This window comes from Streptomyces flavusporus (assembly GCF_046267975.1).
GTDB classification, from domain to species: domain Bacteria; phylum Actinomycetota; class Actinomycetes; order Streptomycetales; family Streptomycetaceae; genus Streptomyces; species Streptomyces flavusporus.
Map to the genome: position 1 here is coordinate 2,033,008 of NZ_CP176503.1, position 16,375 is coordinate 2,049,382.

At 71.9% G+C, this 16,375-nt stretch carries 8 protein-coding genes and 1 pseudogene; 5 read left to right on the top strand and 4 right to left on the bottom strand.

The genetic code is table 11. The features are described 5' to 3' along the window. Positions 1 to 23 precede the first annotated feature (23 nt). Together ACKTSN_RS09685 and ACKTSN_RS09690 are read left to right on the top strand one after the other, a co-directional pair. Entirely contained in the window at positions 24 to 272 is a 249-nt protein-coding gene (locus ACKTSN_RS09685) for a hypothetical protein (RefSeq protein ID WP_385515177.1), read from the top strand. A 158-nt stretch (positions 273 to 430) separates the two neighbouring features. After that, a complete protein-coding gene (locus ACKTSN_RS09690) occupies positions 431 to 1,099 on the top strand; it encodes a TIGR04222 domain-containing membrane protein (protein ID WP_409468709.1) in 669 nt (222 codons plus the stop codon). A gap of 78 nt (positions 1,100 to 1,177) precedes the next feature. On the opposite strand, the gene gcl is transcribed toward ACKTSN_RS09690, so the two are convergent. Beyond that, positions 1,178 to 2,962, bottom strand: coding sequence for a glyoxylate carboligase (gcl, locus tag ACKTSN_RS09695; RefSeq protein WP_409468710.1), 1,785 nt, complete (start codon positions 2,960 to 2,962; stop codon positions 1,178 to 1,180). A 190-nt stretch (positions 2,963 to 3,152) separates the two neighbouring features. On the opposite strand from gcl, the gene ACKTSN_RS09700 reads away from it, so the two are divergent. Next, positions 3,153 to 3,809: a hypothetical protein gene (locus ACKTSN_RS09700; protein WP_409468711.1), complete on the top strand. Its 657-nt coding sequence runs from the start codon at positions 3,153 to 3,155 to the stop codon at positions 3,807 to 3,809. A 37-nt stretch (positions 3,810 to 3,846) separates the two neighbouring features. Here the strand turns inward: ACKTSN_RS09700 and ACKTSN_RS09705 are convergent, their stop codons facing one another. Together ACKTSN_RS09705 and ACKTSN_RS09710 are read right to left on the bottom strand one after the other, a co-directional pair. Next, a complete protein-coding gene (locus ACKTSN_RS09705) occupies positions 3,847 to 8,874 on the bottom strand; it encodes a beta strand repeat-containing protein (RefSeq protein WP_409468712.1) in 5,028 nt (1,675 codons plus the stop codon). A 479-nt stretch (positions 8,875 to 9,353) separates the two neighbouring features. Beyond that, positions 9,354 to 11,024 (bottom strand): AMP-binding protein, encoded by a 1,671-nt coding sequence (locus ACKTSN_RS09710; RefSeq protein WP_409468713.1) that lies wholly within the window; start codon positions 11,022 to 11,024, stop codon positions 9,354 to 9,356. A gap of 245 nt (positions 11,025 to 11,269) precedes the next feature. On the opposite strand from ACKTSN_RS09710, the gene ACKTSN_RS09715 reads away from it, so the two are divergent. Further along, positions 11,270 to 14,089 carry a helix-turn-helix transcriptional regulator gene (locus ACKTSN_RS09715; protein ID WP_409468714.1) on the top strand — a complete coding sequence of 940 codons (2,820 nt, stop codon included), beginning with the start codon at positions 11,270 to 11,272 and terminating at the stop codon, positions 14,087 to 14,089. A gap of 255 nt (positions 14,090 to 14,344) precedes the next feature. Further along, positions 14,345 to 15,136 carry a S1 family peptidase gene (locus tag ACKTSN_RS09720; protein WP_409468715.1) on the top strand — a complete coding sequence of 264 codons (792 nt, stop codon included), beginning with the start codon at positions 14,345 to 14,347 and terminating at the stop codon, positions 15,134 to 15,136. Between the two features lie 353 nt (positions 15,137 to 15,489). On the opposite strand, the pseudogene ACKTSN_RS09725 reads toward ACKTSN_RS09720, so the two are convergent. Then, positions 15,490 to 16,312 (bottom strand): annotated as a pseudogene (locus ACKTSN_RS09725) (winged helix DNA-binding domain-containing protein); the annotation flags it as partial. Positions 16,313 to 16,375 lie beyond the last annotated feature (63 nt).

The window sequence follows — 16,375 nt, forward strand, 5'->3', positions numbered from 1 at the left end:
CCCGCCCGCAGCAACCTGGAGGCATGGCACACCCCACACAGCCCCCGCACGTCGTCGTGCACCCCCCTGCCCTCGACGGCTCCCGCCGGGTCACCTCGGGCGACGAGACCCTCGGCATCGCCACTCACCTGGACGACGTCGTCGAGATCCTGCGTCTGGCCGATCTGGACACGATCGAGGTCGAGGAGAGCGACCTCATCGAATGGCAGGGCGGCGGCCCGGACGACTGGCCCGGGCTGTCGGAGCATCACGAGCAGCCCGGCACCGAATGACGCGTGTACGTCAAGGGACGTACGCCGGCTACGGCACCCTCAAATCAACCTCTGAACCCGCCCCGGGATGCTTCGCCCCCGCGCCGACGCGGGCAGATACCCCTCACATGGGACCGCCGGCACGGGGGTGGCGGGCCCCGTGGGGTCGGGGGTGTGTCATGGGTGACGGAACGACGGACCGGCTGGAGCCGCACGAGATCGCGCTGCTGCGGGGCGGCCCGCGCGCCGCCGTCACGGTCGCCGTGCTGGCGCTGCATCTGCGGGGCATCGTCGAAGCCGGCCGACCGGGGACCCTGCGCAAGGCGACGCCGCCGGGCGCGGACGCCCCGGCCCCACTGCACCCGCTGGAGAAGGCGGTACGCGTCGGCCTCTACCGGCCCGCCGGCATACGGGAGTTGCTCGGCCGGTCGGTGGTACGTCGCGCCCTGGCGCGGATGCGCGGCGAACTCGCCGCGGTCGGGCTCCTGCGCTCGACGCTGCCCGGCCCGACCCGCGCCGCCCGCCGCCACCTGGCGGCCCTCCGCGAGCGGCACCCGCTCCCCGCGCACCCGGACGGGCTGGTGGAGGAGGAGCTGCTGCTCGCGGCCGCGCTGTTCGGCGACCGGGCCCTGACCGCCCTCCTGCCGCGTTTCGCCCACGCCTCGGGGCTCGTCGGCCGGAGCGTGCTCGCTGACGAGGGGCGCTTCCCGTTCGGCCGGGGCAACGACCTCCGCCGGACGTTCGGCGCGGAGGAAGCACCGGGCCAGGGCGACGGCGAATCCGGCGGTTACCACTACGGAGGCGGCGGATACGGGTGCGGCGGGGGTGGCGGAGGCGGCGGGGACTGAACCCGACAACGACGACGAGGGGCCGGCCCACTCGCGGCGGGTGCGCGGCCCCTCGCTGCCGTTTGTCCAGGACAGGCGTCAGACCTTCAGCTTCCTGATCGACGTCGGCGCATGCCCGGGCTCCGTCGCGAGTTCCTCGAACTCCACCACGTTGCTGATGTCGTTGGTGCCGGACATCGAGATGTTGGTGATCCGCTCCAGGATCGCCTCGACGACCACCGGCACCTGGAACTCGGCGGCCAGCTTCCTGGCCTCCTCGAAGGCCGCGCCCAGCTCGTTCGGGTCGGTCACCCGGATCGCCTTGCAGCCCAGGCCCTCGGCGACCTTGACGTGGTCGACGCCGTAGACGCCCAGCTCAGGCGAGTTGAGGTTCTCAAACTCCAGGTTGACCTGGAAGTCGATCTCGAACGCCCGCTGTGCCTGGCGGATCAGGCCGAGGTAGGAGTTGTTGACGAGGACATGGACGTACGGGATCTTGTGCTGCGCCCCGACGGCCAGTTCCTCGAGCATGAACTGGAAGTCGTAGTCGCCGGACAGGGCGACGACGGACGCCTCCGGGTCGGCCTTGGCGACGCCGAGCGCGGCCGGGACGGTCCAGCCGAGCGGGCCGGCCTGGCCGCAGTTGATCCAGTGCCGCGGCCGGTAGACGTGCAGCATCTGGGCGCCGGCGATCTGCGAGAGGCCGATGGTGGTGACGTACCGGGTCTCCGGGCCGAAGGCCTTGTTCATCTCCTCGTAGACGCGCTGCGGTTTGATCGGGATGTTGTCGAAGTGTGTACGGCGCTGGAGCTTCGCCTTCTTCTCCTGCGCGGCGGCGGCCCAGACGGAGCGGTCGGGCAGCGCGCCCGCCGCCTTCAACTCCCGCGCCACCTCGACGAAGAGGCGCAGTGCGGCCTTCGCGTCGGAGGCGATGCCGTAGTCGGGGGCGAAGATCTTGCCGATCTGGGTCGGCTCGATGTCCACGTGGACGAACTTCCGGCCGGCCGTGTAGACGTCCAGTTTGCCGGTGTGGCGGTTGGCCCAGCGGTTGCCGATGCCGAGGACGAAGTCGGACTCCAGGAAGGTGGCGTTGCCGTAGCGGTGCGAGGTCTGCAGGCCGACCATGCCGGCGTTCAGCTCATGGTCGTCGGGGATGACGCCCCAGCCCATCAGGGTCGGGACAACCGGAGTGCCCGTCAGTTCGGCGAATTCCACGAGGAGTTCGGCGGCGTCGGCGTTGATGATGCCGCCGCCGGCGACGATCAGCGGGCGCTCTGCGGCGTTCAGCATCCCGATCGCCTTCTCGATCTGGGCGCGGGTCGCGGCCGGCTTGTAGACCGGGAGCGGCTCGTACGTGTCCGGGTCGAACTCGATCTCGGTGAGCTGGACGTCGATCGGCAGGTCGATCAGGACCGGGCCGGGGCGGCCGGAGCGCATCAGATGGAAGGCCTGCTGAAAGACGCCGGGGACCTGCGCGGCCTCCAGGACGGTGACCGCCATCTTGGTCACCGGCTTGGCGATGGAGGCGATGTCGACGGCCTGGAAGTCCTCTTTGTGGATCACCGCGGTGGGGGCCTGGCCGGTGATGCACAGGATCGGGATCGAGTCGCCGGTCGCGGAGTACAGGCCGGTGATCATGTCGGTGCCGGCCGGTCCGGAGGTGCCGATGCACACGCCGATGTTGCCGGGGTGGGTGCGGGTGTAGCCCTCGGCCATGTGGGAGGCACCCTCGACGTGCCGGGCGAGGGTGTGGGTGATGCCGCCGGAGGCCTTGAGCGCGGCATAGAAGGGGTTGATCGCCGCACCGGGGACACCGAACGCGTCGGCGACACCCTCGCGTTTGAGGATCTCAACTGCCGCACGGGCAGCGGTCATTCGAGCCATCTAGTACTCCAGCTTCGGCTGTCGGATTCGCACTCCCGTCGCGCCCCGCGGTGAGCACTTCCAGATTTTTCTTCCGCATTGCGGAATCCAACTTCTACTATCTGAAAGTAATGTAGGTGGGCGGCCGGAGCCCGTCAAGAGACGGACGAAGCGGCGGACAGGCAAGGGTGTGCTGAAGGACGATGGGTCCATGTCCGTGAGCGTGTCGGTGCGCTGTCCGGCCTGTCGGCGTGCGCATCTCTACTCAGCGCCGTCCTATCCGTGCGCGTGCGGGGCGTCCGTGACGGCTCCGCTCGACCGGGACGGCACCCCGACGCCCGTCACCCACCGCTCCTGGGACGACGAGTGGGTCACCGTACGCTGTCCCGCCTGTGACCGCGCCGGTCAGTGGCCGCGCCCGGAACTGGGCTGCCCCTGCGGGACGGTGCTGCGGATCCCGGTCGCCAGGGCGGGCACCGCCCCACGCCCCGCCGAGGGTTCCGTGACCATCCGTACCGCCCTCGACGCCGTCACCGCCGCCGCCCTCCACCTGCGCCGGCTCGGCCACCGGGATCTCCGCCGCGCCGACCAGCGGCCGCCGTCCGGCATCGGGCTCGCCGCCCCCGGCCTGCTGGCCCAGGTCGACCCGTCGGCGCGCCCGGCCACCCTCCGCGACGTGGAGTGCCTGTGGCTCACGGCCATGACGGAGTCGGCGGACTGCGTGTACTTCTCCGTCTGCGGATACGCCGAAGACGCCCGCGCACGCGCGGACGCCCTCGGGATCGCCCTGTTCGTCCTCGACCTGACGGGCACCTCACGGCCGGTCAACGCCGTCGCCGACGAACTGAATGCCGCCGCGGGCGCCTGACCGCCCACGGCGGCATTCAGCTGCTGTGCCTGGGTTGCTAGGCGGCGTCAACGACCTGGGTGTCCGTCGCGGTGTCCCCGGCGAAGTTCGCGTCCCCGCCGTAGGTCGCCGTGATGGTGTACGGGCTGCCCGCCGAATCCGTGTAGACGTGTGTGGCCGTGGCCACCCCGCCCGTCAACGTCGCGGAGGTCGTCCCCGTCCCGTCGCCGAAGTCGAAGGTGACCGTGCCCGTCGGCGTCCCCGCACCCGGAGCGTCCGCGGTCACCGTCGCCGTCACCGTCACCTCCTCGCCGACCACCGACGGATCAGGAGCGGACGCCACGGTGGCGGTCGTCGCGGCCTGGTTCACCGTCTGGGTGTCCGTCGCGGTGTCCCCGGCGAAGTTGGCGTCCCCACCGTAGGTCGCCGTGATGGTGTACGGGCTGCCCGCCGAATCCGTGTAGACGTGTGTGGCCGTGGCCACCCCGCCCGTCAACGTCGCGGAGGTCGTCCCCGTCCCGTCGCCGAAGTCGAAGGTGACCGTGCCCGTCGGCGTCCCCGCACCCGGAGCGTCCGCGGTCACCGTCGCCGTCACCGACACGGACTCGCCCACCACCGACGGATCAGGAGCGGACGTCACCGCCGCCGTGGTCGCGGCCTGGTTCACCGTCTGGGTGTCCGTCGCGGTGTCCCCCGCGAAGTTGGCGTCCCCACCGTACGAGACGCTGATGGTGTACGGGCTCCCCGACAGGTCCGTGTAGACGTGCGTGGTCGTCACGGTTCCTCCGGCGAGGGTTTCGGTGACGGCCGGCGATCCGTCGCCGAAGTCGAAGGTGACCGACCCCGTCGGCGTCCCCGCACCCGGAGCGTCCGCGGTCACCGTCGCCGTCACCGACACGGACTCGCCCACCACCGACGGATCAGGAGCGGACGTCACCGCCGCCGTGGTCGCGGCCTGGTTCACCGTCTGGGTGTCCGTCGCGGTGTCCCCCGCGAAGTTGGCGTCCCCACCGTACGAGACGCTGATGGTGTACGGGCTGCCCGCCGAATCCGTGTAGACGTGTGTGGCCGTGGCCACCCCGCCCGTCAACGTCGCGGAGGTCGTCCCCGTCCCGTCGCCGAAGTCGAAGGTGACCGTGCCCGTCGGCGTCCCCGCACCCGGAGCGTCCGCGGTCACCGTCGCCGTCACCGACACCTCCTCGCCGACCACCGACGGATCAGGAGCGGACGCCACGGTGGCGGTCGTCGCGGCCTGGCCCACGGTCTGTGTGTCGGTTCCGGTGGACGAGTTGAAGTTGCCGTTCCCGGCATAGGTCGCGGTGATGGTGTACGGGCTGCCCGCCGTGGTGGCGTACGCGTGCGTGACCGTGGCCACGCCGCCCACCAGGGTCCCCGTCCCGGCAGGGCTGCCGTCACCGAAGTCGAAGGTGACCGTGCCCGTCGGCGTCCCCGCACCCGGAGCGTCCGCGGTCACCGTCGCCGTCACCGTCACCTCCTCGCCGACCACCGACGGATCAGGTGTGGAGGCCACCGTGGTGCTGGTGTCCGACGCGCCGACGGTGTGGGAGTCGGTGTCCGAGGAGCCTGCGAAGCTGGTGTCTCCGCCGTAGGTGGCCGTGATGGTGAACGGGCTGCCGGTCGCCGTGGCGTAGCTGTGGGTGGCCGTGGCCGTCCCGCCCACGACGACTCCGGTGACCGGCGTGGAGCCGTCGCCGAAGTCGAAGGTGACCGTGCCCGTCGGCGTCCCCGCACCCGGAGCGTCCGCGGTCACCGTCGCCGTGGCGGTCACCTGCTCGCCGACCAGGGACGGGTCGGGTGCCGATGTCACCTCGGTCGTCGTGGGCGACGGGTTCACCGTGTGGGTGTCGGTGCCCACCGACGGGCCGAAGTTGCTGTTGCCGGTGTAGATGGCGCTGATGGTGTGGGGGCCTGTCGTCATGGCGGCGGTGGTGACGGTGGCGGTGCCCCCCGTGACGGGAGCGCTGAGCACCGGTCCGCCGCTGATGACGAAGAACACCGTCCCGCCGGGCGTACCGGCTCCGGGCGGCGTGGGTGTCACCGTGGCGGTGATCGTCACCTGCTCGCCGAAGACCGACGGGTCGGGAGTCGACGTCACCGTGGTGGTCGTTCCGGCGATGTCGACGGTCTGGGTGTCGGTGCCGGTGGAGGTGCTGAAGTCGGCGTTGCCGGCATAGGTGGCGGTGACGGTGTACGGGCTGCCCACGGCGCTGGTGTAGGTGTGGGTGACTGTCGCAGTCCCGCCCACGAGTGTCACTGTCTCGGTGGGTGACCCGTCCCCGAAGCTGACGATCACGTCTCCGGTCGGAGTACCGGTGCCGGGTGCCTCGGTGGACACCACCACGGTGATGTCGACGGGTTGGCCGACCACCGAGGGATCGGGGCTGGTGGTGACCTCGGTGGTGGTTGCCGCCGCTTCGACGGTCTGGGTGTCGTTGCCGGTCGAGGTGCTGAAGTTGGCGTCGCCGCTGTAGGTGACGGTGACGGGGTAGGGGCTGCCGGAGGTGCTGGTGTAGGTGTGGGTGGAGGTGGCCGTACCACCGGCGAGCGGCACTGTCTGGGTCGGGCTGCCGTCACCGAAGGCGAACGTCACCGTCCCCGTCGGGGACCCCGCCCCCGGCGCCACCGGCGCCACCGTCGCAGTGAACGACACCTGCTCCCCCACCACCGACGGATCCGGAGCCGACACCACGGTCACCTCCGTCCCGGCCGCGGTCACCGTCTGCGTGTCGGTACCCGTCGAGCCCGTGAAGTTGCCGTCACCGCTGTACACCGCCGACACCGCGTACGGGCTGCCGGAGGTGCTGGTGTAGGTGTGCGTCACCGTCGCCGTACCACCGGCCACCGGCACCGTCTCAGTGGGGCTGCCGTCACCGAAGGCGAACGTCACCGTCCCCGTCGGGGACCCCGCCCCCGGCGCGACGGCAGCAACCGTCGCAGTGAACGACACCTGCTCCCCCACCACCGACGGATCCGGAGCCGACACCACGGTCACCTCCGTCCCGGCCGCGGTCACCGTCTGCGTGTCGGTACCGGTGGCGGGCTGGAAGTCGGCGTCGCCGCTGTAGTCCGCGGTGACGGTGAACGGGCTGCCGGTCGTGGTGGTGTAGGTGTGGGTGACCGTCGCGGTACCGCCCGCGACCGGTACCGTCACCGGCGCGCTGCCGTCGCCGAAGTCGAAGGTGATCGTCCCTGTCGGGGACCCCGCCCCCGGCGCGACGGCAGCAACCGTCGCAGTGAACGACACCTGCTCCCCCACCACCGACGGATCCGGATCCGAGACCACGGTGACCTCAGTCTCCGCCGGGGTCACCGTCTGCGTGTCGGTACCGGCCGAGCCCGTGAAGTTGGCGTCCCCGCCGTAGGAGGCGGTGATGGTGAACGGGCTGCCGGTCGTGGAGGTGTAGGTGTGGGTGACCGTCGCCGTGCCGCCCACCAGGGTCACCGTCTCGGCCGGGCTGCCGTCACCGAAGTTGATGGTGACGTCACCCGTGGGTGTGCCGGTCCCCGGTGCCGCCGGCGCCACCGTCGTGGTGATGGTCACCTCCTCGCCGACCGTGGACGGGTCCGGCGTGGACGTGACCGTCGTGGTCGTGGCCGAGGGGCTGACGGTGTGGGTGTCCGTGTCCGTCGAGCCGGTGAAGTTGGCGTCGCCGCTGTAGGTGGCCGTCACCGTGAACGGGCTGCCGGTCGTGGAGGTGTAGGTGTGGGACGCCGTCGCCGTGCCGCCCACCAGGGTCACCGTCTCGGCCGGGCTGCCGTCACCGAAGTCGAAGGTGACCGTGCCCGTCGGCGTACCCGCGCCCGGCGCCACCGGCGCCACCGTCGCGGTGAAGCTCACCGGCTGCCCCACCACCGACGGATCCGGCGAAGAAGTCACCGTCGTGGTGGTGTCCGAGGCACCCACGGTGTGGGTGTCCGTGCCCGACGACGGGGTGAAGCTCCCGCTGCCGCTGTAGGTGGCCGTCACCGTGAACGGGCTGCCCGTAGTGCTGGTGTAGGCGTGCGTGGTCGTGGCCGTGCCACCGGACAGCGGCACGGTCACCGGCGGCGACCCGTCCCCGAAGGTGAACGTGACCGTCCCCGTCGGCGTCCCCGCACCGGGCGCCACCGGCGCCACCGTCGCGGTGAAGCTCACCGGCTGACCCACCACCGACGGATCCGGCGACGAGGCCACTGTCGTGGTCGTCGTGGCCGGCAGCACGGTCTGGGTGTCGGTGCCCGTGGAGGGGTCGAGGTTGGCGTTCCCGCTATAGGTCGCGGTGACCAAGTACGGGCTGCCGGTGGCGCTGGTGTAGGTGTGGTTGACCGTGGCCGTACCTCCCACCAGGGGGACCGTCGTCGGCGGCGACCCGTCGCCGAAGGTGAAGGTCACCGTGCCTGTGGGCGTGCCCAGCCCCGTGGGCACCGGCGCCACGGTGGCGGTGAAGCTCACCTGCTGGCCCGCCACCGACGGATCCGGCGAGGAGGTCACTGTCGTGGTGGTGGCCGCCTTGCCCTGGACCGTGTGCGTGTCCGTCCCCGTCGACGGCAGGAAGTTGGCATCCCCGCCGTAGACCGCGGTGATCGTGTGCGGGCCGACGCTCAACGTGTTGGTGGTGACCGTCGCCGTTCCCCCCACCAGCGGCGCCGTCAGCGTCGGCCCCGCGCTGATGACGAAGGTGACGGTGCCCGCCGGCGTCCCCGCACCGGGCGCCACCGGTGCCACCGTCGCCGTGATCGTCACCGGCTGGCCGAAGACGGACGGGTCCGGCGAGGAGGTCACCGTCGTCCGGGTGGACGCCTTGAGGACCACCTGCACGTTGGCCCCCGTCGACGAGGTGAAGTTGGCGTCACCGCTGTAGGTGGCCGTGACCGGGAGGCTTCCGACGGGCAGGTTGCTGACCGTCGCTGTCGCGGTACCGCCCACGACGGGCGCCGTCACGGTCGGCCCGCCCGTGACGGTGAAGGTGACCGTCCCCGTCGGAGTCCCCGCCCCGAGCGGGATGATGGTCGCGGTCAGCGTCACCGGCTGACCGAAGACCGATGGATTCGGCGATGTGGAGACCAGGGTTACAGTGCCAGGCATGAATGCGGCCCTCCAGAGAGATCGAGGCTGGTCGAGGCCGCCTCTTGTCGCCGCACTGCTGGGGGCTGCTACCGCCGGTGATCGAAGTTGGGCACCACTGACCGCCATCCCCCGACAGTGAGATGGGCGGCCCCGGTCGGTCTCACAAGTACGCGCCCGACGGGCGCCGCCACGCCAGATGCACAACAGCAATCCCCCCGAACAGCCGAGCGCACACGCCGCGCGCGGCGCCGACACGGCCTACGGCACCGGCGTGCAACGATCGGTGTGCGCTGGGCGGTCGGACAAGGAAGAAAAACACGCCGGTCGTGCGCGGTGGGCGCGGGTTGATGTTCACCATGATCCCGCCGGTACAGGCGGTGGCGTACCTGGACGGAGCAGCCACTCGAGGAAGTTGATCCGTCCAGACGTCAACGCCGCCTTTGCGAACGGGATTTCGCCGGCCCCGCGGGTCTACGACATGTGCGACGACTCCGGAGTCACCGGAAGTCCTCCTCGCGGTACTCGTTCTGCGAGCCCGCGGCCGTGGCCTCGCGCAGCTCGATGCGGCGGATCTTGCCGGAGACGGTCTTGGGCAGTTCACCGAACTCCAGGCGCCGGATGCGCTTGTAGGGGGCGAGGACGGTGCGCGAGTGCTCGAACAGCACCTTCGCCGTGTCGGGTCCGGGTTGCCACCCGTCGGCGAGGACGACGTACGCCTTCGGCACAGCGAGGCGCAGCTCGTCGGGGGCGGGCACGACGGCCGCCTCGGCGACGGCCTCGTGCTCCAGCAGCGCGCTCTCCAGTTCGAACGGGGAGATCTTGTAGTCGGAGGCCTTGAAGACGTCGTCCGCCCGCCCGACGTACGTGATGTGTCCGTCCTCGTCCCGGGCGCCGATGTCGCCGGTCCGGTAGTAGCCGCCGGCCATCGCCTCCGCCGTACGGTCCGCGTCGCCGTGGTAGCCGGTCATCAGGCCGACCGGTCGCATGGACAGGTCGAGCGCGATCTCGCCCTCGGCCGCGCCCGGTGCGCCGGTGACCGGGTCGAGGAGTTCGACGCGGTAGCCGGGGCTGGGGCGGCCCATGGAGCCGGTCTTCAGCGGCTGGCCGGGGCTGTTGGAGACCTGCACGGCGGTCTCGGTCTGCCCGAAACCGTCGCGGATGGTCACGCCCCAGGCCCTGCGGACCTGTTCGATGACCTCGGGGTTGAGCGGCTCTCCGGCGGCCACCGCCTCGCGCGGCGGGGTGCGCAGCTGGGTGAGGTCGGCCTGGATGAGCATGCGCCAGACGGTGGGCGGGGCGCAGAAGGTCGTCACCCCCGCCCGGTCCATCTCGGTCATCAGCCGGGCCGGGTCGAACCGGTCGTAGTTGTGGATGAAGACGGTCGCCTCCGCGTTCCAGGGGGCGAAGAGATTGGACCAGGCGTGCTTGGCCCAGCCCGGCGAGGAGATGTTCAGGTGCACGTCGCCGGGCTTCAGGCCGATCCAGTACATGGTCGCCAGGTGCCCGATCGGGTACGAGGTGTGGGTGTGCTCGACCAGTTTGGGGCGGGCGGTCGTCCCCGAGGTGAAGTACAGCATCAGCGGGTCGTCGGCCCGGGTGGGGCCGTCGGTCGTGAAGCCGGCGGGGGCGGCGTAGGCGTCCTCGTACGGCTGCCAGCCCGCCGGCGCCCCGCCGACCGCGATGCGCGTGTAGTCGCCGGGCACCTCGGCGAACTTGCCGGTGTCCTCGGAGCGGACGACGACATGCCGGACGCGGCCTCGGTCGACGCGGTCGCGCAGGTCGGCGGGGCCGAGCAGCGGGGTGGCCGGGATGACGACCGCGCGCAACTTCATCGCGGCCAGCGCGGTCTCCCACAGCTCCGCCTGGTTGCCGAGCATGACGAGGATCCGGTCCTCGGCGCGGACGCCGCGCTCGCGCAGCCAGTTGGCCGTCCGGTCGGAGCGCTCGGCCAGCTCCGCGAAGGACAGGCGGGTCTCGCGGCCGTTTTCCTCGACGATGTGCAGGGCGGTGCGGTCGTTTCCGGCCGCGACGACGTCGAACCAGTCGAGCGCCCAGTTGAAGTACTCGGGGCGAGGCCAGGCGAAGCCCTCGTAGGCGGTGGCGTAGTCCTCGCGGTGCTCCAGCAGGAAGTCCCGCGCCGTGCGGAACTGCTGCGTCGCCGTCGTCATCTGTCCTCCTCGTTACCGGACCATTGCCGGGCGGCTCGTTGCCGACGTGTAATCCATGACGCAGGTCTCACTACCCCGAACCGGAGCGGGGGCACTGCTGCAGCGGACGAGCCCTCCCAGTCATTCAACGCTCATCTGAATTTGCCTATACATCGAGGTTGTTAGTTCCCTCACCACGTCGCCGCTCCGAATTTCAACGAATCGTTGCCTAGAATTTGGCCCGAACACGACACACGGAGGGAGCGGTGACCGTGCGACGGGACTTCAAGGAGCCTGCCCGAAGCCGCCCCGACCTGGTCATCGGCCGGGAGGAACCGTTCACGGCGGCGCGTGAGCAGCTCGGCCGTGGGGGCAGTGTGCTGCTCCACGGGCCCGCAGGAATAGGAAAGTCGACCGTCCTGCGGTCTTTGGCCGCGGATTACGCCCGAGCGGCCCGTACCGTGTTGCGCTGCTCCGCCACGGAGTCCGAATCCCATCTCCCCTTCCTGGCCATGGCCGACCTCCTCGGTCTGGTCCTCGACGAGGTGTCCGAGAAGCTGCCCGCCGCCCAGCGCACCGCCCTGGAGTCGGCTCTCACCGGCCGCGGCGAGTCCACCCTCCAGCGCAACGGCCTCGCGCTGCGTCTGGCGGTGCTGTCCGCGCTGCGCGCGCTCGCCGCCGACGGTCCCGTCCTGATCGTCGCCGACGACGTGCAGTGGCTGGATCCGGCCAGTGCCGAACTCCTCGGCTTCGCCGCCCGCCGGCTCGGCGACACCCCGGTCCAGGTGCTGTACGCGGTACGGACCCAGGGCCAGGAGTACGACCGCCATCTGCGCGCTTCTCCCCCGGACACCCTGGCCGTCCGTCTGGGCCCGCTCTCCCGCGCCCAGGTGTCCGCGCTGCTCGACGACCGCGGCTACACCGACCTGCCGCGCTCCACCGTCCGGGACATCCACCGCACCAGCGGCGGCAACCCGCTCTTCGCGCTGGAACTCGGCCGTGCCCTCGCCGAGAACCCGACCCCGCCGCGGCCCGGCGAGCCGCTGCCGGTGCCGACCTCGCTGCGGGCCCTCGTCCTCAACCGGCTGGGGATGCTGTCCGACGAGGCCCGGCACACCCTCCTCGTGGCCAGCGCGGGCGCCCGCCCCACGCTTGCCCTGCTGCACGCGGCCGGCCGGGAGAGCGCCGAGGCGGAGACCGCCCGGGCGGCCGAACTCGGGCTGCTGGCCACGGAGCCGGAGGGGCCCGCCGTACGCTTCACGCATCCGCTGATCTCGGCCGCGCTGTACGCGGAGGCATCCGCGCAGGAGCGGCGCGCCGCGCACGCGGCGCTGTCCACGGCGGCCTCCGATCCGATCGAGCGGGCCCGGCATCTGGCCCTGGCGACCACCGGCACGGACCCGGAGGTGGCGGCGCGGCTCGCGGAGGCCGCCGCGCTCGCCCGGGACCGCGGGGCACCGTCTGTCGCCGCGTCCCTCGGGCTGCTGGCCGGCCGGCACACACCGGCCGAGGGCGTACCCGGCCCCGACGACCAGCGCTTGCAGGCCGCCGAGGACGCGATCACCGCCGGTGAGGTGGACCTCGCCCGGGACATCGCCCGCGAGGTGTTGACCCGGGCCACGGTGCCCGCGGAGCGGGTGCGGGCCTGGATGGTGGTGATCGAGGCGGCCGGGCAGGCCCTCGGGGAGGTCGACGCCGTCTTCCCGCAGGTACTGGCCGACGCCGGCGACGATCCGCGGCTGCTCGCCCTGGTGCACTACCAGCTGGCGTGGCGGGCCCTGGTGGTGGAGGGCGACTTCGCGGAGGGCCGGGAGGAGGCCGCGCACGCGGCGGACCTGGCCGCCCGGGCCGGCGACCGGCGAACCGAGTTGCTGGCGCTTGCCTTCCAGGCGCAGGCCGAGACCTTGATGGGCCACCCGGGCGCGCCCGCGACCATCAAGCGGGCGCTGAAGGAGCCGCAGGATCCGCAGGTGGCGTGCCACCACAACGGCGCGGGCTCGACGCGCCTGCGCTGGCTGCTGATGAGCGACCAGTTGCCCGAGGCCCGTAGGACCGTGACCGCGCTGCTGCGCGAGGTGCAGCGGCGCGGCATGGTCGAGAGCGAGGTGCACTTCCTGCGCCTGCTCGCCGAGACCGAACTGCGCTCGGGCCACTGCGGCCGGGCTCTCGACCTGGCCCGCGAGAGCCTGCGCCTGGCCCGCGACTCCGGCATCGGCGAGGTCGCCTCCGCCGTGCTCACCTCCATCGCAGAGGCCTCGGGCGGGGATGTGGACAGGGCTTTGGCGCTGGCCCGGGAGGCGGTGCAGCACGCCGAGGAGGACGGCGACCAGATCTACATGTCCCGGGCCCTGGCCGCCCTCGGCTACGTCCAGTTGGTAGCCGGGGACGCCCAGGGCACGGTCGTGTCGCTGCGCCGGGTGCGGGAGCTGGAGCAGGGGCTCGGCGTGACGGACCCGGCGCGCGGCCGCTGGCACGGGGACCTCGCGGAGGCGCTGGTGCGCATCGGTGAGCCGGCCGAGGCGCAGGACGTCATCGACGTGACGCGTGAGCAGGCGATGCGGCTCGGCCGGGAGAGCGTGCTGGCCGTCCTCGACCGGGCCGAGGCGCTGGTGCGCGCGGCGCGCGGTGAACACGAGGCGGCGCTCGCCCAGTTGACGTCCGTTCAGGACCGGCTGGCCAAGCTGGGCTACGGGCTCGAGGAGGCGCGGGCCGCCTTCGAGTCGGCGCGGCTGCGCGCCGGGCGTCCGGGCCCGGCGTCGTACGACGAGGCGGCGCGGCTGTTCAGGCGGTGCCGGGCGCTGCCCTGGCTGCGTCAGGTGGACGCGGCGGCCGCCGCGGGCCCGTCTGTCCGGCCGGCCGTCCCGGTGGCCGCGCCCGCCGCGCTCGACGCGCTGGAGGGGCTGGCCTCGATGGAGCGTCAGGTCGCCGCGCTCGTCATGGAGGGCGCGACCAACCGGGAGATCGCCGGACGTCTGTTCATCAGCGTCAAGACGGTCGAGGCCACACTCACCCGGGTCTACCGCAAGCTGGGGATCCGATCGCGGGTGGACATCGTCAGACTCGCGGCGGGGCGCCACGCCAGGTGAGGGCCGTACGCGAAATCAAGCCGTACGCGAAGTGAAGCTGTACACCAAGTGCAGCCCGCGCAGGGCCTGTTGCGGGGAACCGAGGGATTTCCCTTCCCAACTCCCCTAGGGAGTTCCCTCATTGGGAGGGAAGCGTTCCGAGTTCTAGCGTAAGGGCGTGCCGCTCGCCGGGCACGCGGGGGTCTGTTCCGAGACCCCCGTGCTCAACCCCCCACACCCGCGCGACCCCCCACCGGCAACCCCTTGAGGAGACTCATGCTCGGGCTCACCCGTCTCAGAAAGACCGCCGCCGTCCTCACGGCGGCCGCTGCCGCCGCCGCGACCGCGCTGCTGACCGCCCCCGCCGCCGTCGCCGCCCCGCAGCCCATCGTCGGCGGCACGACGACCACCACGACCGCGTACCCGTTCATGATGCAGATCACGGACGCCTCGCAGGACCAGTTCTGCGGCGGCACGCTGGTCTCCCCCACGAAGGTCGTCACCGCCGCGCACTGCATGGTCGGTGAGACCACCAGCAGCGTCCGCGTGGTCGGCGGGCGCACCTACCTGAACGGCACGAACGGCACGGTGAGCCGGGTCAGCAAGATCTGGATCCACCCGGGCTACACGGACGTCACCAACGGCGACGACGTCGCCGTCCTGACCCTGTCGACGTCCATGCCGTACACGACGGCGCCGTACGTCTCCTCCTCGCAGACCTCGGTCCACGCGGCCGGCACCACCGCCCGCGTCCTCGGCTGGGGCACCACCTCCTCGGGCGGCAGCTCCTCCAACCAGCTGCGCACCGCGACGGTCCCGACGGTCTCCGACTCCAGCTGCGCCGGCTCGTACGGCTCGGACTTCGTCGCAAGCGACATGGTGTGCGCCGGGTACACCTCCGGCGGCGTGGACACCTGCCAGGGCGACAGCGGCGGTCCCCTGCTCATCGGGGGCGTCCTGGCAGGCATCACTTCCTGGGGCGAGGGCTGCGCGGCCGCCGGCTACCCGGGCATCTACACCCGCCTGACCACCTTCTCGAGCCTGGTGACCGCGCAGGTCAACTCGTAGCCGGGCCAAGGGTTCCTGAGTACCCCTCAGGTGAGTGACCGGGGGGCGTTGCGGGCCTCCACGAGCGGCCCGCAGCGCCCCCTTTCCACGCGTTCGGGGCCGCCACACACCGGCAAGGAAAGCGTCGACGAGGAGCGGGTATTGAAGTTCTCTCCCGGATAAATCCGGGAGATTCTCCCCTGGATCGCTCCGGGGAGTTTGACAGGTCATGCCTGCCCGGCGACGACCCTTCCGGCCGCCGGAGCAAGTACGTGACTTGCTCGGTTTGTTGGGGACTTGGTTGTCGTCCCCGACAATGCGGCGAGCGTACCAAACGCTCTTCGGAGTGATGCGGCGGTGCTCCGCACCGCCAGGAGGAAGCGCGGCGGGGCCGGGGTGTCCGGGTCGGGACGGGGCGCGTCGGGGAGGTCGAAGAGCTCGACGCCGTGCTCGTCGCGGAACGTGACCAGCCGGGGCGGAGCCGTTCGAAGACGGGGCGTATCCGGGTCAGGCCGGACCAGGTCTGCATGTCCTTCACGGAGGCGGGTCCGAAGGCGGCGAGGTAGCGCAGCACGGCGGTGTCGGGTCCGGCGGCGGGCTCGGCGGGGCGGCCCAGCCAGTGCTCGGCGGTGGTGAGGGCGACCTGGGCGCTGCGGCCCCACAGCCCGCGCGGGGTGACCTGGACGAGGGGGAGCGTGCACCGGGCGGCCACGGCCAGGGCCTGCGGGTCGGCGTCCGGCCACTCGACGAGCAGGGCCTCGCGCAGCTGCCCCATCGTGCGCGGCTCGGCCTCGACCAGGTCACGGGCGAGCGCGGCGAGCCGGTCCAGGTCGACGCCGGCGAGCCCCTTGCGGAAGAGGCTGAGCTCCCGGGTGCGGGCGGGCTGCACCAGCGGCCGCAGGGTGAGGCAGTCGTCGGCGGTGTGCAGGTGGATGGTCGAGCGCAGGGTGACGATACGGACGGCCGCGCGGCGGGCCAGCAGCCCGGACAGCTCCTCGAGGGTGAAGCCGTCGAGGCGGGCGGCGAGCGCGTAGTACGGAGGCCTGACCTCCTGGGCCTGGAGGCCGACGAGGTGCTCCACGGCCGCCGCCGCGGACAGGGGGAGCGCCGCAGCAGCAGTTGCCGGGCGAGGGTCGCGCGGTTCAGGGCGCGGGTGCCGAGCACGGGGGCGGTCACGACGGGCTTCGTCCTGGTCATGCCGCGCACGCTAACGCGGCCTCGGGACAGCTTCTGTCCGCAACTCTCACCGGCCCCCGGGCC

What these genes read in the sequence shown, in the direction of transcription:
- ACKTSN_RS09700 (WP_409468711.1), top strand. Translation starts at nt 3,153, where the DNA reads ATGTCCGTGAGCGTGTCGGTGCGCTGTCCGGCCTGTCGGCGTGCGCAT.
- gcl (WP_409468710.1), bottom strand. Translation starts at nt 2,962, where the DNA reads ATGGCTCGAATGACCGCTGCCCGTGCGGCAGTTGAGATCCTCAAACGC.
- ACKTSN_RS09705 (WP_409468712.1), bottom strand. Translation starts at nt 8,874, where the DNA reads ATGCCTGGCACTGTAACCCTGGTCTCCACATCGCCGAATCCATCGGTC.
- ACKTSN_RS09685 (WP_385515177.1), top strand. Translation starts at nt 24, where the DNA reads ATGGCACACCCCACACAGCCCCCGCACGTCGTCGTGCACCCCCCTGCC.
- ACKTSN_RS09690 (WP_409468709.1), top strand. Translation starts at nt 431, where the DNA reads ATGGGTGACGGAACGACGGACCGGCTGGAGCCGCACGAGATCGCGCTG.
- ACKTSN_RS09710 (WP_409468713.1), bottom strand. Translation starts at nt 11,024, where the DNA reads ATGACGACGGCGACGCAGCAGTTCCGCACGGCGCGGGACTTCCTGCTG.
- ACKTSN_RS09720 (WP_409468715.1), top strand. Translation starts at nt 14,345, where the DNA reads ATGCTCGGGCTCACCCGTCTCAGAAAGACCGCCGCCGTCCTCACGGCG.